The following is a 22,213-nucleotide window of genomic DNA, read 5'->3' as shown; positions in this document are numbered from 1 at the left end:
CCTTAATTTTTATATGCGTCACTTAGAGAGCTAAATTCAGCTATCTTATAGCGATCCTTTAATCTATCTCTAATCACAGAGCTATCTAGATTATCGCTAAGTTCTATCACAACATCGAAATAATCAGCCGCTATCAAATCATCGCTCTGACTAAGCGTGATAGTGACTAAATCAACATTTAGTTTAGCTAAATATGTTAAAAATTCAGCCAAACTTCCTCTTTTGTTTTCGATACTTAAAATAACCTTATATCTATGCGGAGCATTTCTAGTCCATTTAACAAAGATCATCTCCTCTTTATCACTCATCAATTTTGCGGCTCTCTCACATAGTTTGTGATGGACTGTAACATTGCTATTATTTCTAAATCCTATGATATCATCGCCCCGTTTTGGGTTACAACAATAGTCAAAATCCACACTCTTAATAGTGAAATTTGAATATACAACTATATTGTCAAATTTCTGCTTTTTAACCTCGTGTTTATCACTAAATTTAAGCGAAAATAGCTTATCTTTTTTAGAGTGAGTATCTAAAATTTGGACTACCTCTTGTAAATAGACAGAGTCTGTGGCTATTTTTGAGATCTTTTTGCTTAATCCCTCTTCTTCTAACCACTCCAAAATTTTAGCTTCATTGACATTAAATATAGCCGATAAAATATCAATCGATACTTGATAGTTTATATCACGCAACTTTTGGCGACAAAAACTTCTAATAGTCGCCCTAGCCTTCCCAGTCTTAACACTATCAAGCCAACTACAACGATATTTGGCCTCATCTCCTGTGATAATACGGACTATATCTCCATTTTTTAACTCAGTTAATAAAGGAACCTTTATCCTATTTATATAAGCTTCTTTAGCGTGCAAACCAACTTCGGAGTGAATTTCATACGCATAATCCAAAGCCGTAGCACCCCTAGGAAGTGTGAAAATCCCACCTTTTGGAGAATAGACAGCGATATCTTCTACATATAAGCTATCCTTAGCATACTCATATAGATCCTCAATGCTCTTATCATCGCTCTCTTGAGCTTTAATATCGCTTAACCAATCAAGCTTAGGCGGTACCAAGCCACCGCTTTTATACTTCCAATGAGCCGCCACACCATACTCTGCGGTTTTATGCATGTCAAATGAGCGAATTTGAGCTTCTATAATAGTTTTATTATCAAAAATTGTCGTATGGATCGTTTGATATCCATTTTGTTTTGGTAAAGCTATATAATCTTTAAATCTTGATATTAATGGGTTAAAATTCATATGTATAATACCAAGAGCCAAATAACAATCTTTTGGATTATGGACTAAAATTCGAATTGCTAAAAGGTCTAAAACCTCTTCTAAGCTTATCCCTTTTCGTTGCATTTTAAGGTATATTGAGTAGTAGTGTTTGATTCTCTTTTGCATAACAAAGCTATCTTCAGAAAAGCCATTTGCCAAAAGCTTTTCGCTAACCTTTTGACTAAATGAATTTATCTTTAATTGAAGTTGTTGCTTATGCTCATTTATATATGACTCTATTCCAGCATACTCTTTAGGCATAACATATTTAAAGCTTAAATCCTCTAATATATTCTTAATAGATGATATACCAAGCCTATGAGCGATTGGCGCATACACTACCAAGGTCTCTTCTGAAATTCGCTTTTGTTTCTCTGGTCTTAACACATCCAAAGTTAGCATATTGTGTAATCTATCACAAAGCTTGATAATTAAAACCCTAACATCTTCTATAGATACTAAAAGCATCTTTCTAAATGTCAAGGCCGAAGCTGCTAATTTCTCATTAGAACTAGAGCTTATAAGCTCATTTTCTCTAATAGCTACAATCTTTGTAAGCCCACGCACTAATAGCGCTACCTCTTCGCCAAATTCAAATTGTAACTCCTCTTCAGTGCATTCTGTATCTTCTACTACATCATGGAGCAAAGCAGCAATAAGCATACTCTCATCGCCACCCATGTGCGCTACAAATGAACAAACCAAAATCGGATGAATAGAGTATGGTTCACCACTCTTTCTAAACTGCCCATCATGTAATCTAATACAATAATCAACAGCCTTTAAAAGCATCCCCGTTGGCTTAGCTACAGAGTATAAAACATCCTTTGCCGACTCTATGCTCTTAGCACAGACAACTTCATCTATAAGCTGCTCTAAGAGCTGCTCGCTATCTATTTGATTCAATTATTCCCTCTAAAGCTACTTTACCTTGGGCTATCTCTAAAAGTGCTATATCTGTATATTTCATCTTTTGAGCATTTGCATCTACTAAAATTTGTGCGCCATTTGCTATAGCTTCAGCCCTTTTAGCCACCAAAAGCGCTAATTTATATCTATCATCACCCACAGCTTCTAAAGCCTTAGCAGCTATCTCTTCTATTCTCATTATCTTCCCTTCTTATAAATTTTTAACTATTGAGCAGTTATTATAATCACCATTTGCGATTTTTAATAAATTCCCATCTTCAAACATATTACAAACTACAATCGGAAGAGCATTATCCTTAGCTAGAGCAATAGCGGTATCATCCATAACTTTTATATTATCTTCCATAGCTCTTTCATAGCTTAGCTCATTTAATAGCTTTGCATCGTTAAATTTCATAGGATCTTTATCATAGACGCCATTTACCTTTGTAGCTTTGATAATCATATCAGCATTTATCTCAATAGCCCTTAAAGTAGCAGCCGTATCGGTAGTAAAAAATGGATTTCCAGTCCCAGCAGCAAATATCACAACTCTTTTTTTCTCTAAATGTCTTTGGGCTCTACCTGTGATAAATGTCTCACATATAGCCTCCATCTTAATAGCACTTTGGACTCTTACATCAAGTCCTGAATGCTCCAACGCCTCACGCATAGCAATAGCATTGATAACAGTAGCTAGCATCCCCATATGATCGCCACTTGTCCTTTTGATAATGCCGCCTTGGGCTGCGCTTACACCACGGATTATATTACCACCGCCAATTACAATGCCTACTTCAATATCGCTATTTACCAAAGACTTAATCTCACCAGCAATATACTTTAAAATATGAGAATCAATCCCAAATCCATTACCACCAGCAAGTGCTTCACCAGAAAATTTAACTAAAATTCGCTTATTTTTACTCATTACCATCTCCATAAAATTTGGCAATTATATCTAAAACAAATTAAAAAACGCATTAATCAATATTAAATTCAAGCCAATCAATTCATAGCGATCAATTCAAGCGGATTTATATGATAGTTTTTTTGCGTAACCTCAAAGGTCAAATCTTGTTTCACTCGCCCTATAACATAGCCTTTTTTCACCTTTTGACCTACTTTGATAGTAGGAGCAATCTTATCTAAATGAGCATAAATTGTGTGAATTCCATTGCCATTTTCTACTATTACCACCTTATCTAATACAGGAGTCTCTTTGGCAAATACAATTGTCCCAGCTAAAACATTTTTCACCCTAGCATCTGTAGTGGCTGAGCGAAGTACGACAGATTCATTAAAAATTTTAATATTATAAACAGGATCAACATAATCGCCAAATTTTTGCTTTACGCTAAATTTATCCAAAGGCGCAATGGTTTTAGAGCCACTATATCGCTTTACATTACCTGCTTGATAGCTTGTACCTATCACTCTTACATCATCGTTTTTAGCTGTAGTTTGGGTTTGCTGCTTTGGTTGTTTTTTTGGTTTTATAGCTAAAATTTGTAAGCTCTCAAGCGTTTTTCTCATCTCATCTTGCTGTTTTTTGATATCGGCTAACTTTTTAGAATAGATATTTTTATCTTGATTTAAAATCTCTAAATTTTTCTTTTGCTTAGTTTGGAGCGATTTTAAAGCTTTTTGCTTTTGGCGAAATTCTTTTAAATCAAATTTAATCGATTCAATCTTTTTTGATTGTGATTTTATCAAATTTGTAGTCTCTTCATAATCCTGAGCTAATTTTTTAAATTCACTATTCATTACACTATTTAAATTTTTTAAAATCTCAGTTGCTATTATGCTATCTTGACTCTCACTATAATCATTTGGCGCTACTAAATCGTAGGCAAAATCTTCACTTATAATTTTGACTAGCCTAAGCTCCATATCTTTTTGACTACGAATTAGCTCACCATTTTGGCTAGTAAGCTTATCTAGTTCAAGATTAGCACTATGAGCACTATCTTCTAATTCCTCAACTTGCTTAGCTAGCTCTTCAATCTGCTTAGCAGTATTTTGCACAGCTTTATTGCCAGCAATTATATCATTAGCTAACTCTTCAAGTTTTTTATTTATCTGACTTTCAAGCTTTTTGGCTGAATCAATACTATTTTTTTGATCTTTAATTTTATCAGATACATTTGCGCTAAAAAGCGAAGAAAAAATCAAGCCAATAAATAAAAATCTAATCATTTACGAACGCCTTGAAAATAGCATAACAAGACTAACTGCGATAATAGATATACTAATAGAAGCACTAAATAAAATCAAAGCATCACTAAAAAGATTTAAATTTGGTTGTTCAAATCCAATAGAAAAAATTGCGCTTTGAAAACTAGGAAGTGCTGGAAAAATCGCATAAAATACAACGACAAGCGTAGTAGCAATAATACTATCAACCACAGCAAGCTTATAAAGCATAGCAGATTTTAGCCAATACGGCGCCCCAAAAAGAGTCATAATCTCAACACGCCTACGGTGCTCATAAAGCCAAATTCTCATCTGTTTAAACACCAAAACAAGTCCTAAAAGTCCAACCATAAACGCAAAACACTCAGCTACATTTTTAGATAAAACTAGCATATTATAGACTTGGTCGTGCGTTTTAGAAAATGTCTCGACTCGCTTTATACCTTGAATTTTGCTCAAATTTTCTTTAATATCTTCCATTGTCTCTTTTGATGGAAATTTAGTCAGTTTGAGTGAGTAGAATTTTGGTAAAATACTAATTAGTACAGATATATTCTTAGATGATATATCATTTTTAAGGCGGTTTAAAACACTTTTTGGATCAAGACTAGTAAGAGAAGCAAAAGTAGGAATAAGCGAAATTAATGACTCTTGGTTTAGATTGTTTTCTGAGACAATTATAATATTATAATCATTTGCCATTTTTATTTCATAATCACTCACAAATTTGCCCAGCATCAGACTAAATTCAATCGCAAAAAGCAAAATTAAAAGTGGAAAAATAACGCTAATATGGCTCTTAAATGATCTCATTTACCTCTCCATTTGATAACTCAAAGTGACGATAATGCATTCTTAAACCTGCTGGAATCTTATGCGTTACGACCACTACGCAAGTACCAAGCGCTTCTCTTGCTGAACGAAGCAACATCCATATTACTTCGCTTGAGTAATCATCTAAACTTCCAGTTGGCTCATCACATAATAGCAACTGAGGGTTATGAGCCAAAGCTCTAGCCATAGCAACCCTTTGCTGCTCTCCACCACTTAATTCAAGCGGAAATCTATCAGATTTATGCAGTAAATTTACATGATTTAAAAGCTTTGCAGCTTGCTTTTTGCACACACTTTGATTATAACCTTTAATAATTAGTGGAAGCATTACATTTTTTTCTACATTCCATTCATTTATTAGGCGAAAATCTTGGAAAATTATTCCAACTCTTTGACGAAGAAGTGCTAAACTAGAATGATTAATACCTTTAAGTTCATTTAAGCAGACATTTAAACTTCCATCACTAATAGCCATATCGCCATACATAGAGCGAATTAAAGTAGATTTACCACTGCCGCTTTTGCCAGTAATAAAGACAAAATCGTTGACATTGATGCTAAAATTTGCCTTATTTATAACTCTAAAACTCTTATCATACTCTAAAATCAGATCTCTAGCTTCTACAATGTGGCGCATTTTAGCATATCCTCTAAATTATTATGAGCCTTAATATTTTCTGGTGTTAGTAACGGTTTTTTAAATAAATAGATAGTATTTTGTCTAGAAATTAATAAATATCTATGCTCTGGTCTATAAAAAGACCCAAACGCTACTCTAACTAATGCATCACCATTGTCTAAAATATAAATTCGCTCTAAATGGATAAAATGATCGCTATATTTTATAGTTTTATTAGCAAAATTTGATTTTATATATTCTAATTTTAATCCACTAAACTCAAATTTAAAATCCAAATCTAACTCATCACTACTACCATAAAAAGCGCAAATTACATCATAAATATCCTTATTTTGTCTAATCCACCTATCTTCATACTTGCTTGAAATCTCTAAAAATCTGTTTTTAAATATCTGTATATTGGCATTTTTAAGATCCATAAAGCAACCAATTGTAAAATCTGTATAATCCCTATCATCGCTTCTTAGCTCAAATGTTCCACCATCTTTTAAAGTACGCTGACACTCCAAGGCAAATTGCGGACTAACTACTCGACGCATTTTGCTCTTACCCCACGGTACTGGAAAGTGCAAAAATAGCCTATCTATACTATTTGATTTAAGCAAGCTCATCACTAATCTAGCATCTAAATTTAATAAAACGATATTTTTTAGCCCATTTATTCCAGCTAAATTTTCTACTTGCAAACATGCTGGCTTATAGACTTCTATACCGATTATAAGCGCTTCTGGATTTTCTTTTGCTTGATAAAGCAAGTGCCTACCACTACCAAAGCCAATCTCTACAAAAATCCTCTTATACTCACAGTCTTCAAGTCTATTTAGCAATTCATCGCTATTTATTATATATTTGCTCTCTAAATTTTTAGGCTTCTTAACTGCTGTAGCTTGGCTTATTACATCGCTAACAAATAGCTGCTTATAAGCCTCCAGCGCCATTTGCACAGCTTCAAGATTAGCTGGTCTAGTAAGCTTATCGCACTTTATTACATAGCTATTGTCTCTATCTTTTACTACTAGGCAAAACTCATACCCAAGTGCTTTAGTATATATTAATTTCTCATCATTACTTTTAGCTTCCCAGATAAATTCAACTTCATTAAATTTAACCGGAAGTTCTACATTTTTTAAATTTTTTGCTACAATATTTGGCATTATTTAGTTATCACCACTGCTTTTTGACTATATTTAGACTCTAAGCCATATTCATCAACGGCTTGAATCTTATATGTATATTCTACACCTTTTTGAACCTGAGTATCGCTATAACTTAACCCATCGATATCATAAATGATATCCTCACCATTGCTACTTGTTTTTGTGATTTTATATTTAAGCGCCCTTGAGTCACTACTTTGATTCCAACTAAGCTCTACTAATGAACCATTAAATCTAGCATAACTAAATACCGGTTCTTTAGGTGCTGGCAAGGTTGAGCCTACTACTGAAGCATTTTGACGAGGGCTTTCTAGACCATCTCTATCTACTACTGTAACTTTATAATGATAATTTACCCCATTATCATTGATTAAGTCCTCATATTCTGTTGCTGTCGTTGTTGCAACCTTAGTCATTGGAAAGATATCATTTGTTGCTCTATAAATAGCATAATGGTCAAAATCATCATTTGAATTTGGCTCCCAAGTTAGGATAATTTTTTTAGGCAAATTCACACTAGCGCTTAAATTTATAACCATATTTGGCAATGCTTTTGTCTGTGCATCTACTACCTTGCTTGGTACTGATATTATGCCGTTATAAGTTTTAACTGAAATTCTATATCTATAATTCTGTCCCGGCTCAACATCATTATCTATATATTCGACATTTAATCTACCATTTATACGAGCAACTTCGTGCCAGTTGTTGCTTGATAAAGCACTTTTTTCTAATATATATGAAACCACTCGCAAATCTGGATGAGGACGCCATAAAACTTTTATCTTATTTGGCAAACCATAAAGTGCTTGGATAAATGATACAGACTCGATTAACGGCATAGTAGCAACGCTAATCCTTTCTCCTTCAGCTGATATATTACCTTGATTATCATATGTTCTAAGCTCGTAAATATACTCAGTTGATGGAGCTAGATTACTATCTACATAGTGAGTAATAAATTTATCTTCAAGCTTGGCAATTGCATTTAGCTGATTATTTGCATTTGGATTTGAGCGATATAGGTAAAATCCACTAATATTGCTTTGAGCCATAAGTGGCCACTCAAATGCAATTTCAGTCATATCACTAATAGTCTTTAATCCACTCATTGTAGGCAAATCTGGATTTATCTGCGTTGTCTTAGTCGTAACGCATCCACTGAGCAATACCCCCAAAGATATCACACAAGACGCTAATATTCTCATCTACTATCTCCTTATTAAATTCCTTACTAATTAGTTCATAAAACTCACTAGGCAAAGGGGCTTTAAATTCCATAATTTGATTACTTTTAGGGTGAATCAATCTCAAAATATAAGCATGTAAAAAAATTCTGCTTATTTTATCACTATTGCTCTTAAAACCATATAAATCATCACCTAAAATGTGCCTATTAATGCTAGCTAGATGAACACGAATCTGATGTGTACGCCCAGTAAAAAGTTTTGCTGAAATTAAATTTACTCTACGATTTTGACTTGAAATGATATTAGCAAAGGCTGATTTTGCCGGCTTTCCACTGCTTACTACTGCGTTTTTTAGGCGATTTTGAGGATGTCTACTAATTGGTCTGTCTATAACGCAATTTTCCTTAAGTGGTAAATCACAAAGTGCTAAATAAATTCTTCCCATATCTTTACTACTTAGCTGTTGACTTAGTGCTGTATGTGCTTGATTATTTTTTGCTACAACCATTACCCCGCTAGTACCTTTATCTAGCCTATGTACTATTCCGGCTCTCTCTGTTCCACCTAAACTTGAAAGCGTATAACCCTTTTGCTTTAACCACTCAACAAGAGTGGCCTCTTTTACACTTGGTGCTGGATGAACAGTAACACCAATTGGTTTATTGATAACTAAAATATCGCTATCTTCATATAAAATTTCTACATCAAACTCAGCTTTAAATTCACTTTGAATTGGAGTAATTTGCGGTTTTATAAGAGATATTTTATCGCCTAAATTTAGAGCAAAACCAGCTTTTGTAACTATTTTACCATTTACACTTACGCTACCGTTTTTAATGAGATTAACTACTTGATTTCGTGAGACTTGAAGCTTGGCAGCTAATTCTTGATCAAGCCTTAAAGTCTGCGATGATATAAATTCAGTCAATATTAACCCTTTTTTAGCTAGAATTCTAGCTAATTTTTGCTTAGGTTTGAATTTTGATACTACTAGATAAGAGAATTTTAACACATTTTGATTATGTTCAGCCAGCACTTATACTTCCGATTATATTTCTCTCATATAGCCTAATAAACGAAGCTAGCGATATGCTTTCAGCTAAGATGATAGCCTATTTTATAATTGGCTTTGGGGCGTTTATGCTATTTTTTTTATTACCGATTCGTAAGCTTGAATGGCTCATTCCATCAATTTATTGGGTTAATATTATCTTGCTACTAAGTGTCGAATTTGTAGGCGTTAGCAAACTTGGCGCTCAAAGATGGATTGAGATTCCATTTATTAATTTTACTATTCAGCCAAGTGAGATTATGAAGCCTGCTTTTGTCTTGATGCTAGCTTATATCATCAAAAAAACTCCCCCCGATGAAAATGGATATAACTTTAAACAATTTTTAAAAATTAGCTTTTATATCCTTCTACCATTTTTTTTAATCTTAAAAGAGCCAGATCTAGGCACGGCACTTATGCTATTAATTACTGGCTATGGGGTGTTGTTTATAGTAGGTGTTAATCGCAAAATTTGGATTAGTATAGCCTTGTTAATTGGCGTTTGTTCGCCAATTTTATATGAAAATCTACACGACTATCAAAAGCAAAGAATAGCTGACTTTATAAGCGAAAAGCCAAGCTATCAAGTCAGACAAAGTATTATCGCAATCGGTAATGGCGGTATCACCGGCAAAAGCATCGATGAGGCCACGCAAACTAAATTTAAATTCCTACCAATCGCCACTAGCGATTTTATCTTTGCTTATACGGTTGAGAGATATGGATTTATTGGTGGTGCAGGACTAATTATGCTATATGGATTTTTAATCATGCATCTTTTAAGCTTAAATTATAAACTTAAAGATGAGTATTTTATCAAAGCTGCAGTAAGTGCTGTAGCGCTTTTAATCTTTATTTATGTTAGTGTAAATATCTTTATGACAATAGGTTTTGCGCCAGTAGTTGGAATCCCTCTGCCTTTTTATAGTTATGGTGGAAGTAGTTTTATTACTTTTATGTGTCTATTTGGGATTTTACAAAATCTATTGACCTTTAGATTTGACAAGACCAATAGATTTGTTAAGATTAATTTTTAATCTTTAGTTAGCTCTAAAATCTCTTTTTTAATCTCATCTTTTGTTAAATTTGAGATCTCTTTATAAAATTTTCCATTTCTTTTAAATAGATAAACTGAAGAACTATGAGCTACACTATAATCCATCGCTGAATTTTGTAAATTTACAATTGCGTATTTAGCGTTGTAGTTTTTTACAACTTTTTTTAACTCATCTTCTTTCATCTTTAAGCATACTGAATTTGAGTAAAAATACTTAGCAAATTCATCACACTCTTTTTCGCTATCTCTTTGTAAATCAAGCGTAACAAATAGTATTTTAATATCATTATTAAGCTTCATTTCATCAATCACAGATGACAAAATAGTAAGAGTCGATGGGCAGATATCAGGACAAAATGTATATCCAAAATATAATATTTTATACTCATCTTTAAAGCTTGTTATATTGACATTTCCAAGTGTGCTATTAGCGTCAAAATCATATTTGGATATCTTAAGCCTATTATCAACCAAATTATAAACACCAAAAGCTAAAATAATCAATAAAATAGCATAAATTAATCTTTTCATAAATCACCCCAAAATCAAGCAGATTATGTAATAATTAGAATAAACTCCTTGTAAGATAAATTTACAAGGAGAAGAGTGGCTATTTATTTGCTCTTTCGATATACTCGCCACGGACAGTATCGACACGGATAACTTCGCCCTCAAGCACATGAAATGGTATCTGTACTACAACGCCACTCTCTAGGGTTGCTGGTTTTTTATTGCTACCTTGAGTATCACCTTTGAAATTTGGTTGAGTTTCAACTATTTTTAACTCCACTACTTGCGGTACTTCTACGCCAATTGCTTTACCATTATGGAATAGAATTTGAACCATCATACCATCTATCATCCACTTTTTAGCTTCACCAACATCATCATCAGCGATAGCCACTTGCTCATATGATTCAACATCCATAAATTGAGAATATTCACCATCATCATAGAGATATTGCATCTCTTTTTCTACTAGATTTGGAGCTTCACATTTATCACCAGCGTGGAAAGTCTTTTCTAATACTTTACCATCAAGAAATGATTTAATTTTTACACGAACAAATGCCGCACCTTTACCTGGTTTGACATGTTGATACTCAACAATCTTATAAGGCTTACCATCAATTTCAATTTTTAAGCCCTTTTTTAAATCGCCCATAGAGTATGTAGCCATATTTTCTCCTTTTAAATTAATACTGCGTATCTAGCCCAAACACACGCATCAAGTGCATTTAACTGGTCTAAAATATCTTTTTTGATATCTTCATCAACTAATATAACAGCCAAAGCAAAACCATCATTATCCCTGCCTAATCTAAAATCAGCAATATTAATCTTAGATTTAGCTAAAATTCCGCTAATATCACTTATAACGCCTGGTATATCACGATTTTTAAATACTATCATTCTGCCTTTTGGTTTAAAATCTGTTTTAAATCCATTGACACTTACAATTCTCTGCTCTGTCTCACTAAAGACCGTTCCGCCAACGCTCACAGAGTCTTCATCTGTGATTAGTTTGATTGTTAATTTGCTTTTATACCCGCTTGCTGGGACTATAGTTGTAGATACTTCAATCCCTTTTTCAGCTGCTTTTAATGTGGCATTTTCGTAATTTATAGTATCACCTAAAACATCTTTTAAAGCACCTGCAATAGCAAATGATAACATCGGTTCAGCATAGTCAGATACTTCACCTTCAAGCTCTAACCTAATAGCTTTAATCTGCTTTTTACCACTAAGCTGAGAAGCAAAATACGCCATCTTAGGTAAAAGCTCTGTATAAGGCGCTACAAATGGCGGTAAATCCTCTACTTTCACAGGTAAATTCAGAGCATTTGGATAGCAAATACCTCTTGCAGCACTAATAGCTTGTTCAGCTGCATCTATGGCGATATTTTTTTGTGATTCATAAGTATTGGCACCTAGGTGCGGAGTAGCGCTTACATTATTTAAATCTAGCAATGGATGATCATTTCCTGGCTCTTTGACAAATACATCTATACCAGCATAAGCGATCTTACCGCTTTTTAAATTCTTATAAAGCGCATCTTCATTATATAAGCCACCACGAGCGCAGTTAATAAGTCTAACGCCATCTTTCATTTTAGCGATCTGTTCTTCATCGATCATATTGGTTGTCTCTTTATTTTTTGGTGTATGAATTGTAATAAAATCACAACCTAAAATATCATCAAAATTAGTAGTATATGTAGCTCCCATATCAGTAGCTTTGCTAGGATCAATATATGGATCATAAGCTATAACTTTCATACCAAAAGCAAGACTTCTATATGCTACTCTAGAGCCAATATTGCCAAAACCTATAACTCCTAAGGTTTTGCCATAAAGCTCATTTCCGTACCATTTTTCGCGCTTCCAAACACGATTTTGTTGTAAATCATTTACAGAATTGATATAATTTCTAGCACTATTTAATAGGTGACACATAGTCATTTCAACAGCTGCAATTGTATTTGCAGTTGGCACATTCATAACTATAATGCCCTTTTTTGAAAAGCCATCTATATCAACATTATCAACACCAACACCAGCACGAACTAGGGCTTTTAGCTTAGTAGCTGCATTTATAAATTTCTCGCCACAATCAGTTGAACTACGAGTAATTGCCACATCAGCTTCACCTAAAATCTCTAAAAGCTTATCTTTTGGCATATCTACAGCATCTATAACTTTGATATCTTTTTGAGCATTTAAGATCTCAAATCCAACTGGATGAATAGCATCGCATACTATAACTGTTTTCATAGGTTAATTTCCTTTAAAGTTGTATGAATATTATATTTTTTGAGTTCATTAGCTACACTTAAGGCTATATCTTTATTATCTGTATCTATATAAATGGTAGCTTGATCGCCATCTTTTACAATTGTAAAATTTATATTAAAATCTTTAATAACTCTATTTATACAAAACATAGAATAAAAATCACATCTATCGATAATTAGCATATAGTATCTTGAAATATATTTTTCAAATTTACTCTTCTCGCCTATCTCGATTATCATCAAATTTGTAGGTAGTACGGAGTCTTTTTTTTCAAACTCCGCAATCTTCTCAAGCCAATTATCTGATTTTTGATAGTTGTATTCTAAATCTACACCACTACTACTAGTATGAATAGATGGTGAGGATAACCCTGAATTTAAATAAGCAAACAGAGATATAAACCCACCAAAAACTACTACAAATATAACAGCTAAAATTAGATAAAGGCTGTTTTTTTTCATAGCTTAATTATGCTAGTTGCTCTTTAATGATATCGCCAAGCGTCATTTTATCATCATTATTGATTTCATTTAAAACTTCACGCTCTTTTTGTTTAGCTAATCTTTTCACGCTTAGGCGAATTCTATTTTTTTTCTCATCGATAAAAGCAATAGCAGCCTCGATTTTATCCCCAATTTTTAAAGAATCAATATTAAGTGAGCCAATATCTTCTTTACGAATTAAAGCATCTACATTATCATCTAAGCTTACAAATACACCAAAATCTTTAATATCTCTTATAGTGCCATTTACGATATCTCCTATAGAGTGAGATTTAGCATATTCCATAGCTGGGCTAGCCTTTAAATCTTTTTGGCTTAGAGAGATTTTTTGCTCTTTTGGATCGATTTTAATGATTTTTACCTCTACCTCGTCACCGGCTTTAAAGATATCTTTACATTTATCATTTCTATCCCAAGACGAATCTTCATTGTGTAATAAACCTTCCAATCCACCAACTCTTACAAATGCACCAAAGTTTGTAAGTGTAGTTATCACGCCTTTTACAATATCGCCCTCTTTAAATTTAGCACTAAATTCATCAAATGGTTTTGGAAGTAGGTTTTTCAAGCTCACTCTTAGACGGCGACTAGTTGGATTAATCTCAATAACTTCTACATCTAATTCTTCATTTTCTTTTATAAATTCTTTTGGATTTTTGATATTTTTATCCCAAGAAATTTCGCTAATATGTAAAAATCCCTCAATATCATTACCCAAATCAACAAAGGCACCATATGGTTCAATATTGCTTACAGTTACTTTAATAGTATCGCCAACTTCTAGGCCATCTTTAATTTCATCCCACGGATCTGGAGTAGCGGCTTTAATTGATAGCGATAAATGTTTTTTATCATTATCATATTTAATGATTTTCACATCTACCTTATCGCCCTCTTTATATATAGTATTTGGATTTACTGGTCCTTTATAGCTAATTTCACTATAATGAACTAGTCCATCTATACCGCCTACATCAACAAACATACCATATGTAGTGATTTTTTTGATAGTTCCTTCGATTACATCAGTATTTTCTAAAATTGCAGACACTATCTCTTTACGTTTTTTTCTATCTTCGTCAACTAGTTTTTTACGTGATACAATGATACTTTGATCGTCTTTATCGATTTTAATAACTTTAACTTTAAAGCTTTTGTTCATAGCTTGATTTGGATCTTTAAATCCACTTTGTGATCTAGGCATGAAGAACTCGATACCATCATCATTAACAGCGACAAATCCACCCTTATTTTTTGAGATGATTTTTACATCAAATATATTTTCAGCCTCTTCATTAAAATTATCTATGAAAGCTTTTACCTTCTCTTTTCTAAGAGCTTTTTTATGAGATACGCTAGGTCTGCCATTTCTAGAGCCTGTTACTGCTACCTTGATAACATCACCGATTTTATGTACTAGATTTCCATTTTCATCGGTAATCTCAGATATATGCATTACGCCTTCAGATTTTTTGTGTACATCTACATACACTTCGTCATCTTTTATATTTACGATGACACCATCACACACAGTAGCTTCTTCACTCTTTAAAGACTCTTCAAACATAGTAGCAAAATCTTCATCTAGGTCGATTTTGTCAATTTCATTATGAACGAATTTATTCGCCTCAGCCATCTTGTTCCTTTTTATCTATAGATTTTCTTTCTGCTTTAAAGCATTTAAGTACTCAATTTTACCTTTTTTTAGCTTTATATTATATTAACTATTGCAAATTTTATCGATATTTTCAAGCTCTTTTATAACATTTTGAATAACCCACTCAGGCGTACTAGCTCCAGCGCTTACTCCGCATATCTTTTTATTTTTAAACCATTCTGAATTTAGCTCATTTTGGCTCTCTATTAGATAGCTATCTTTACATAAATTTTTAGCTATTAAATATAACTGCTTGGTATTGGATGAATTTTTGCCACCTACGATTACCATTACATCGGCTTTGGAGGCTAGCTCTCTTACGGCTTCTTGATTTTCTAATGTTGCATTACATATAGTGTTAAAGACTCTAACTTCTTTTACCCTTTGCATTAGATAGGTGACAATTGAGATAAATTCTTCAATTTTTTTGGTTGTTTGAGAGATGACGGCTACTTTTTGTGGTAGTTTTGTATTTTTTAGCTCATCGATTGATAAGACTACATGGACAGGTTTGCTTGAGTAGCTCATAACACCTCTAACCTCAGGATGGTTAATATCCCCAAAAATAACTATTTCATAGCCTTCATTACTCATCTTTTCAACGATATTTTGAGGTTTAGTGACAAAAGGGCAGGTCGCATCTACTATCTCAATCCCTGTAGTTTTGAGCTTTTCTAAATCCCCTTTTGTTATGCCGTGAGTGCGGATAATTGCTCTTTTTTCATCGGTTAATTCGCTTATATTTTTTAAGGTTTTAACCCTGAAATTATCCTTTAATCTATTAATCTCTAAGCTATTATGGATAAGCTCACCGATTGTAGCAGATGTGGATTTTTGTGATCCAGCCGAATTTTCAGCAATCTTAATAGCCCTTTTAACACCAAAGCAAAATCCATAATTTTTAGCAAGTTCAATCTTCAACTCTAGCCCCCAACATTCGCAAGAAATAGCTAAATTTAGGAAAAGATGTAGCGATAAATTCGCTCTTTGATATATCCATACCACATTTTAGCCCAAGCACTGCAAAACTCATAGCGATTCTATGATCTCCGTGGCTATCGACTAATGCCCTATTTGGCTTAGTACCAACAACCCAAAATCCATCTTCATACTCTCCGGCCTCTATCCCGCAAGCTTTTAGGGCGTTGATAGTTACGCTAATTCTATCACACTCTTTTACTCTAAGCTCAGCTGCGTTTCTAAGCTCACTTTTTCCCTTAGCACAAGCAAAAGCGATAGCAAGAGCTGGGGCTTCATCAATGAGCCATGAGATATTTTTATCCACGATAATAGCATTTAACTCATCACCGATAATCTCGATATCACCGATATCTTCATACTGAGAACTAGTAAGAGTATAATTGATTTTCGCTCCCATTTTTTCTAACACTTTATAAGCTTCAATTCTAGTTGTATTAAGTAAGATATTTTTAAATTTCACCCTAGCACCAGGCGTTATAGCTGCTGCTACAGCATAAAAAAAGCACGAGCTAGGGTCATTTGGCACACTCATTATAAGTGGTTTTAGCTTTTTTGAATTTAGCGGTTGGACTATGATTTTACCATTTTTATAGCTGATATTAGCACCCATTCCTTTTAGCATTCTTTCACTATGATCTCGGCTCAATTCTGGTTCGCTAAATTCGCAACCCTTCGCACAAAGTCCAGCTAAGATTAAGGCGCTTTTAACCTGTGCTGAAGATATCTTAGAATCGTAGCTAAAATAGTCTAAGCTTCTACCTCTAATAGCGATCGGTGCTTTATTAGCGCTATCTCTACCATCGATAGTAGCACCAACTTTCATAAGTGGTTCAGCGATTCGCCTCATTGGGCGTTCATTTAGATACTCATCGCCACTTAATACATAAAATCCATCACAACCAGCTAAAAGCCCCATATATATTCTCATCGCAGTTCCAGAGTTGCCGCACTCTAAAACTGATTTAGCCGAGCTAATTTTGGTTGGTGGAGTGATATAGTATTTATTATCAATTTTTTCGATTTTGGCACCAAGTTTTTTAGCAATTTCTAATGAATTTAAAGTATCTTCAGCCTCAAGATAATCGCTAATTACGCTCACTCCATCACTCAAAAGCGAAAATATCGCACACCTATGGCTAATGGATTTATCTGTTGATACTAGGTCAAACTCTACATCAAATTTTGATTTTAAAGGCTCTACTCTCATCTTAATCCAATACCCAAATTCTCTGTTAATGCTCTTAAAATGCTATCCATAATAGCTACAATCTCTTCATCTTCAAGTGTTTTGCTATCATCTTGAAATGTAAATTTAATACTCAAACTCACGCTATTGCCAAAGCTCTCATCACTATAGATATCAACTGGCAAAAACTCTTTTAAGTTCTTAATATCTAACTTCTCAATTGTCTCTTTAATGCGGATATAAGGCATATCTTTTGGCATTATGATGCTTAAATCTCTACTTAAGCTTTGGAATTTAGAGTATGGATTTGCTAATTTTTTTATAGGTTTTAAATTATCAAAATCTATCTCACAAACATAGGTTTTAAATAGGTCTCTGCTTTGTTCTATTGTAGCATTTACTCTACCGATATAGCCGATATAATCACCATTTTGATAGACTTTTGCTTGTTCAAATTCGCTTAGGAATTCAATATCACTTGATTTTCTTAGCTCAATTTTACCTAAAATATTTTGGATTAAATTGGCAAAATGTATAAAATCAATCGTCGCTGGTTTAGCCCCATTTAACAGCGTTGGCTCACCTATAAGTCCGCTAAAAACAAAGCCAAATTTAGCCCTTTGAATCCCATCTTTGCTAATAACATCGCCAAATTCAAACAATTTAACCGATCTTTTTGAGTTTTTGATATTAAAGCTAGCTGCATTTAGCAAGTGATTTATTAATGTAGGCTTTAACACACTTAACTCACTATTTATAGGATTTAATAGCACTTCAGACGAACACGCCACACCCAACTCTTTAAGCTCAATTGGATTATCAAATAGATAATGCACACTTTCAAAAAATCCTAAATTTGCTGCTTTTTGTCTAATATTATGTGAAAGCTTATATCGCTTATAAGACTCATTTGTGCGGTTTTTTTCGCTATATTCTAAGGCTTTTGATGGGATATTATCAATCCCAATTATTCTTACAATCTCTTCGCAAATATCATGCGAATTTACAATATCATGACGCCATAGCGGAACTTTAGCATAAATTTGTTCATTATCAGATGTTGCGCTAATCTCAAAGCCAAGCTTTTTAAGAATTCTAGCAATATCTGTGCTACTAATTGTCATTCCAATCATTGCGCTAATCTCAGATGAGCCAAAACCAATAGCAATTGGCTCTCTACTAAGCTGGACTTGCTGAGTACCAGAATATGGTGTGATATTATGATTTTTTGTAAAAATATTAAATAAAATATTCATCGCATAATTTAAATTTGGTTCAGAACCACGAGTTGAACGATAAGCAAACTCATCTTTTTTAATATCTTTATCGTTGCCTAAAATCTCTGAGATTAAATTTGGCTCTATATAACTAGCCTCTATAATAGCTATTTTACTATTTTCATCCACTCTTGCATCGTCATTTTGACTAATGCCTGCAATGCTTAAAAGTCTATCTCCGCAGTGAATTCCGTATGCGCCATTTTCAAGCTTTTTTATAGTTAAAGCTATCTTTTCATCACTACTACTAGCTAACTTACCATGGTCATAAGCCCTAAATATAACTCCTGTATAATGAGTTAGGCACTCTAAAAGTCGCTCTAAATTCGTAGTCTTTTGCGATCCTATTAATGCGGCTCTTAATGCTAATTTTAAGCTTTCTTTAAAGCCTTCACCTATCTCAATAGCCCTATAAGCAAAAGCACCATTAATCAAAGCTTCACAATGTATGCTAACTAAACGCCCAATTCCAAGCTGTCTATCATCTTCATTTATTGCTTTTTCATCTCGTAAAATAAGATCAAGAGCGCATGAAAGATCTCTGGCTATACCATAAATACTTAAGCAATCTCCACGATTCGGCGTTAGTTCAATCTCTATAATATCATCATCAAAGATATCAAATTCATTTAAAGCCTTGCCTAAGACTAACTCTCCAATGCTATCATCTAAGATCATGATTCCATCATTGATCTTAGGTAGGCCTAATTCAGTTGATGAGCATAGCATTCCGCTACTTTGAACGCCTCGTAATTTCGCCTCTTTTATCTCTAACCCATTTGGCATTACAGCACCCACTAAAGCCACAGCAACATATATATCGGCCTTAGCATTTTTCGCACCACAAACTATCTGTAAAACTCTATCTCCTACATCAACTTCACAGACATGTAGATGGTCGCTATTTTCATGTTTTACACAACTCTTAACATAGCCAACTACGATATTATCAGGTATTGTTATATTAGTAACACTATCTACTTCTAATCCAATTGAATTTAGCTTAGCACAGATCTGCTCAGTACTAAAATTTGAAAGATCTATAATCTCATTTAACCAATTTTTGCTTATTATCATTTAAACTGCTCCAATAGTCTAATATCCCCTTCAAATAAGCTTCTAAGATCAGGAATTCTATGAAGCAACATAGCAAAACGCTCCACTCCAAGCCCAAAAGCATATCCACTTACATTTTTGTATCCTACTGCTTTAAATACATTTGGATCTACTACTCCACTACCAAGCACTTCTAGCCAGCCTGTTTGCTTGCATACTCTACATCCGCATCCACTACAAAATATACAGCTAATATCAACTTCTGTACTAGGCTCAGTAAATGGGAAGAAGCTAGGGCGAAATCTAACCTTAACATCACCAAACATATATCTTAAAAAATCCTCTAAGATATATTTTAAATTTGCAAAGCTAACTTTTGATTCTTCTTCTACTACTAGACCTTCTACTTGATGAAACATCGGAGTATGAGTAAGATCTAAATCTCTACGAAAAACAGAACCAGGAGCTATCATACGAATTGGTGGTTTTTGATTTAACATAGTACGAACTTGAACTGGACTAGTGTGAGTTCTAAGAAGTCTAAAATCTTTTAGATAAAATGTATCTTGCATATCTCTTGCTGGGTGATATTTAGGCAAATTTAAAGCCTCAAAATTATGAAAATCATCTTCTATTAATGGACCAGTCTCGATACTAAAATTTTGTGCTACAAAATACTCAATGATCCTATCCATAGTCTCCATAACAGGGTGCAAGGCACCAGTAGATAAAGGCTCATTAAATAGTGAAATATCAATAGCTTCACTCTTCATCTTAGATTTAATATATTCACTTTCTAGGCTAAGTTTTTTCTCATTTAGCTTAGCTGTTAGAGTGTCTCTTTTGATATTTAAACTTTGGGCATAAGCCTTTTTATTTTCAGGCTCAACATCTTTTAATCTATTAAATTCAGCCGTAATGCTACCCTTTTTACCAAATAGCTCAAGCCGAATTTGCTCCAATTCATCTAAATTTAGAGCAGAGTCGATCTTGTTAATAATATCTTGCAAACCATATTCCTTAACTAAATTTATTTTTATTGTATCTAAAATTTAATTAAAATAAATTGATACTAATTACTTAAATTTATAATCATAACGATGCCAAATTTAAGCCTATTAAAAAATATTTAAACAACTTTAGTGAAAATCAAAAAATATTCAGCATTATAGAAAATTATATAAAATTATCTGATATAATATAGCCAAATTTATATATAGGAGTTTAGATGTCTTGCATTTTTGATAAGATTGTAGCTGGAGAAATCCCTTCAAATAAGGTTTTAGAAAATGATAAATTTTTAGCATTTCACGATATAAATCCTAAAGCACCTGTTCATATCTTAATAATCCCTAAAAAGCACTATGAAAATTTTCAAGAAATGGATCCAGCTTTAATGGGTGAGATGACTAAATTTATTCAAGAGGTTGCAATAGTAATTGGTGTGGATAAAACCGGATATCGCTTAGTGACTAATTGTGGTGAAAATAGCGGTCAAGAGGTGATGCATCTACACTTCCATATGCTAGGAGGAACTATGCTAAAATGGACAGACAATCACCAACACGACCCAAAAAGTAGCTTTTAAACTACATAAAAACTGGCACTGGAGTATTTTCTAAGAAATACTTCGTGCTACCACCTAAGAATATCTCTTTTACCCCATTTTCTCCATAGCTACTAGCTATAACCATATCAAATTTGCCTTTTAGTGTATTTTCTAATAAAGCCTCTCCTGGTATATTTGTGGTAGTAACCACCTCAAATGTAGCATTGATATTATGATACTTTAGATATTCAAGTAGTTTTGATTTAGCGTTTAAAGCTGTATCATCATATTTTTTAGTTACGATAATATGAATATTTTTTGCTCTTTTTAAAATATTTATAGAATTTGTTAAACTTCTTGAGATACTTGTAGTACCATTCCAGCCAATTAATATATTATCCATACTAAATTTTTTCATCTCATTTGGGATAATAATAGCATTTTTGCCGCTATTTATTACCGTTGCATCAAATGTAGATGTCGCCTCGCCCTTTAATGGAGTCGCTGCCACAACTAAATCACAAAATTTCGCCTCATACTCATAAAGGCGACTTCTAATTCCATTTTGTGTCTCAAATTTCGCACTTGCTGTGCCTGTGATATCGCCGATGCTGATGCCTAATTCACCGCAAATTTTTTCAAAAATTTGGTAATTTTTGTTTTTTTGATCATTTAATTCAGTAGCAAAAGCACCTTTTAAAGACTCAAACATATTGCTTCTACTAATTGTCATATCTAAATTTGATATTAACTCAAGATCTATCTGAGAAGATAAAAAATCTATATGAGCACCAAATTCCTTAGCAATAAGCAAACCACCATAAATATGATTTTGTATTTCATCATTATTAACTAATGGACAAAATATTTTTTTGATATTCATAAGCA

At 33.3% G+C, this 22,213-nt stretch carries 21 protein-coding genes; 2 read left to right on the top strand and 19 right to left on the bottom strand.

All coding sequences use genetic code 11. From position 1 onward, the window contains the following. Window positions 1–2: 2 nt before the first annotated feature. The 9 genes from CIGNP103_RS05645 to CIGNP103_RS05605 form a co-directional block, all read right to left on the bottom strand. The gene (locus tag CIGNP103_RS05645; RefSeq protein WP_442861923.1) at window positions 3–2,078 is read right to left on the bottom strand and encodes a RelA/SpoT family protein; all 2,076 of its coding nucleotides are present in this window, start codon (window positions 2,076–2,078) and stop codon (window positions 3–5) included. Between the two features lie 97 nt (window positions 2,079–2,175). After that, a complete protein-coding gene (locus tag CIGNP103_RS05640) occupies window positions 2,176–2,394 on the bottom strand; it encodes a DNA-directed RNA polymerase subunit omega (RefSeq protein ID WP_086224742.1) in 219 nt (72 codons plus the stop codon). 12 nt (window positions 2,395–2,406) lie between these two features. After that, window positions 2,407–3,126, bottom strand: a complete 720-nt coding sequence (pyrH, locus tag CIGNP103_RS05635) for a UMP kinase (protein ID WP_086245040.1) — start codon at window positions 3,124–3,126, stop codon at window positions 2,407–2,409. Between the two features lie 77 nt (window positions 3,127–3,203). Next, window positions 3,204–4,394 carry a murein hydrolase activator EnvC family protein gene (locus tag CIGNP103_RS05630; RefSeq protein ID WP_086232777.1) on the bottom strand — a complete coding sequence of 397 codons (1,191 nt, stop codon included), beginning with the start codon at window positions 4,392–4,394 and terminating at the stop codon, window positions 3,204–3,206. Next, complete coding sequence (locus CIGNP103_RS05625) at window positions 4,395–5,204, bottom strand: FtsX-like permease family protein (RefSeq protein ID WP_179186983.1); 810 nt, start codon at window positions 5,202–5,204, stop codon at window positions 4,395–4,397. Then, complete coding sequence (locus CIGNP103_RS05620; protein WP_086224745.1) at window positions 5,191–5,862, bottom strand: cell division ATP-binding protein FtsE; 672 nt, start codon at window positions 5,860–5,862, stop codon at window positions 5,191–5,193. The genes CIGNP103_RS05625 and CIGNP103_RS05620 overlap by 14 nt, the downstream gene beginning before the upstream one ends. Further along, complete coding sequence (gene trmB / locus CIGNP103_RS05615) at window positions 5,847–7,019, bottom strand: tRNA (guanosine(46)-N7)-methyltransferase TrmB (protein WP_086268731.1); 1,173 nt, start codon at window positions 7,017–7,019, stop codon at window positions 5,847–5,849. The genes CIGNP103_RS05620 and trmB overlap by 16 nt, the downstream gene beginning before the upstream one ends. Further along, entirely contained in the window at window positions 7,019–8,230 is a 1,212-nt protein-coding gene (locus CIGNP103_RS05610) for a fibronectin type III domain-containing protein (protein ID WP_086241068.1), read from the bottom strand. Before CIGNP103_RS05610 ends, trmB begins: the two co-directional genes overlap by 1 nt. Beyond that, complete coding sequence (locus tag CIGNP103_RS05605; protein WP_086228265.1) at window positions 8,166–9,140, bottom strand: RluA family pseudouridine synthase; 975 nt, start codon at window positions 9,138–9,140, stop codon at window positions 8,166–8,168. The genes CIGNP103_RS05610 and CIGNP103_RS05605 overlap by 65 nt, the downstream gene beginning before the upstream one ends. Window positions 9,141–9,193: 53 nt before the next feature. On the opposite strand from CIGNP103_RS05605, the gene CIGNP103_RS05600 reads away from it, so the two are divergent. Further along, a complete protein-coding gene (locus CIGNP103_RS05600) occupies window positions 9,194–10,300 on the top strand; it encodes an FtsW/RodA/SpoVE family cell cycle protein (protein WP_086238672.1) in 1,107 nt (368 codons plus the stop codon). On the opposite strand, the gene CIGNP103_RS05595 is transcribed toward CIGNP103_RS05600, so the two are convergent. The 9 genes from CIGNP103_RS05595 to pheS all read right to left on the bottom strand — a co-directional run bounded on the left by CIGNP103_RS05595 (window position 10,297) and on the right by pheS (window position 20,786). Then, window positions 10,297–10,851, bottom strand: a complete 555-nt coding sequence (locus CIGNP103_RS05595; protein ID WP_086252367.1) for an SCO family protein — start codon at window positions 10,849–10,851, stop codon at window positions 10,297–10,299. The two genes, CIGNP103_RS05600 and CIGNP103_RS05595, sit on opposite strands and share 4 nt — an antisense overlap. Before the next feature lie 79 nt (window positions 10,852–10,930). Beyond that, a complete protein-coding gene (gene efp, locus CIGNP103_RS05590; protein WP_086252366.1) occupies window positions 10,931–11,500 on the bottom strand; it encodes an elongation factor P in 570 nt (189 codons plus the stop codon). Window positions 11,501–11,511: 11 nt separating this feature from the next. After that, window positions 11,512–13,095 carry a phosphoglycerate dehydrogenase gene (gene serA, locus CIGNP103_RS05585; RefSeq protein ID WP_086252365.1) on the bottom strand — a complete coding sequence of 528 codons (1,584 nt, stop codon included), beginning with the start codon at window positions 13,093–13,095 and terminating at the stop codon, window positions 11,512–11,514. Further along, a complete protein-coding gene (locus CIGNP103_RS05580; protein WP_086229248.1) occupies window positions 13,092–13,577 on the bottom strand; it encodes a hypothetical protein in 486 nt (161 codons plus the stop codon). The genes serA and CIGNP103_RS05580 overlap by 4 nt, the downstream gene beginning before the upstream one ends. A 7-nt stretch (window positions 13,578–13,584) precedes the next feature. Continuing rightward, window positions 13,585–15,255 (bottom strand): 30S ribosomal protein S1, encoded by a 1,671-nt coding sequence (locus tag CIGNP103_RS05575; RefSeq protein ID WP_086238675.1) that lies wholly within the window; start codon window positions 15,253–15,255, stop codon window positions 13,585–13,587. A gap of 84 nt (window positions 15,256–15,339) precedes the next feature. Then, on the bottom strand, window positions 15,340–16,197 hold the full coding sequence (locus CIGNP103_RS05570; protein WP_086238676.1) for a 4-hydroxy-3-methylbut-2-enyl diphosphate reductase: 858 nt from the start codon (window positions 16,195–16,197) through the stop codon (window positions 15,340–15,342). Beyond that, window positions 16,187–17,464: a 3-phosphoshikimate 1-carboxyvinyltransferase gene (gene aroA / locus CIGNP103_RS05565; protein WP_086252364.1), complete on the bottom strand. Its 1,278-nt coding sequence runs from the start codon at window positions 17,462–17,464 to the stop codon at window positions 16,187–16,189. The genes CIGNP103_RS05570 and aroA overlap by 11 nt, the downstream gene beginning before the upstream one ends. Beyond that, window positions 17,461–19,797 (bottom strand): phenylalanine--tRNA ligase subunit beta, encoded by a 2,337-nt coding sequence (gene pheT / locus CIGNP103_RS05560; RefSeq protein WP_086268730.1) that lies wholly within the window; start codon window positions 19,795–19,797, stop codon window positions 17,461–17,463. Before pheT ends, aroA begins: the two co-directional genes overlap by 4 nt. After that, window positions 19,794–20,786, bottom strand: a complete 993-nt coding sequence (gene pheS, locus CIGNP103_RS05555) for a phenylalanine--tRNA ligase subunit alpha (protein WP_086232767.1) — start codon at window positions 20,784–20,786, stop codon at window positions 19,794–19,796. The genes pheT and pheS overlap by 4 nt, the downstream gene beginning before the upstream one ends. 218 nt (window positions 20,787–21,004) lie before the next feature. Here pheS and CIGNP103_RS05550 point away from each other — a divergent pair, with 218 nt between their 5' ends. After that, window positions 21,005–21,364, top strand: coding sequence for a histidine triad nucleotide-binding protein (locus tag CIGNP103_RS05550; protein ID WP_086224759.1), 360 nt, complete (start codon window positions 21,005–21,007; stop codon window positions 21,362–21,364). Window position 21,365: 1 nt separating this feature from the next. On the opposite strand, the gene CIGNP103_RS05545 is transcribed toward CIGNP103_RS05550, so the two are convergent. Next, a complete protein-coding gene (locus tag CIGNP103_RS05545; protein WP_086232766.1) occupies window positions 21,366–22,208 on the bottom strand; it encodes a universal stress protein in 843 nt (280 codons plus the stop codon). Between the last annotated feature and the right edge of the window lie 5 nt (window positions 22,209–22,213).

Source organism: Campylobacter sp. P0103 (assembly GCF_002139545.1).
Lineage (GTDB): Bacteria > Campylobacterota > Campylobacteria > Campylobacterales > Campylobacteraceae > Campylobacter > Campylobacter devanensis.
This window is presented reverse-complemented; position numbering and strand designations above follow the sequence as displayed.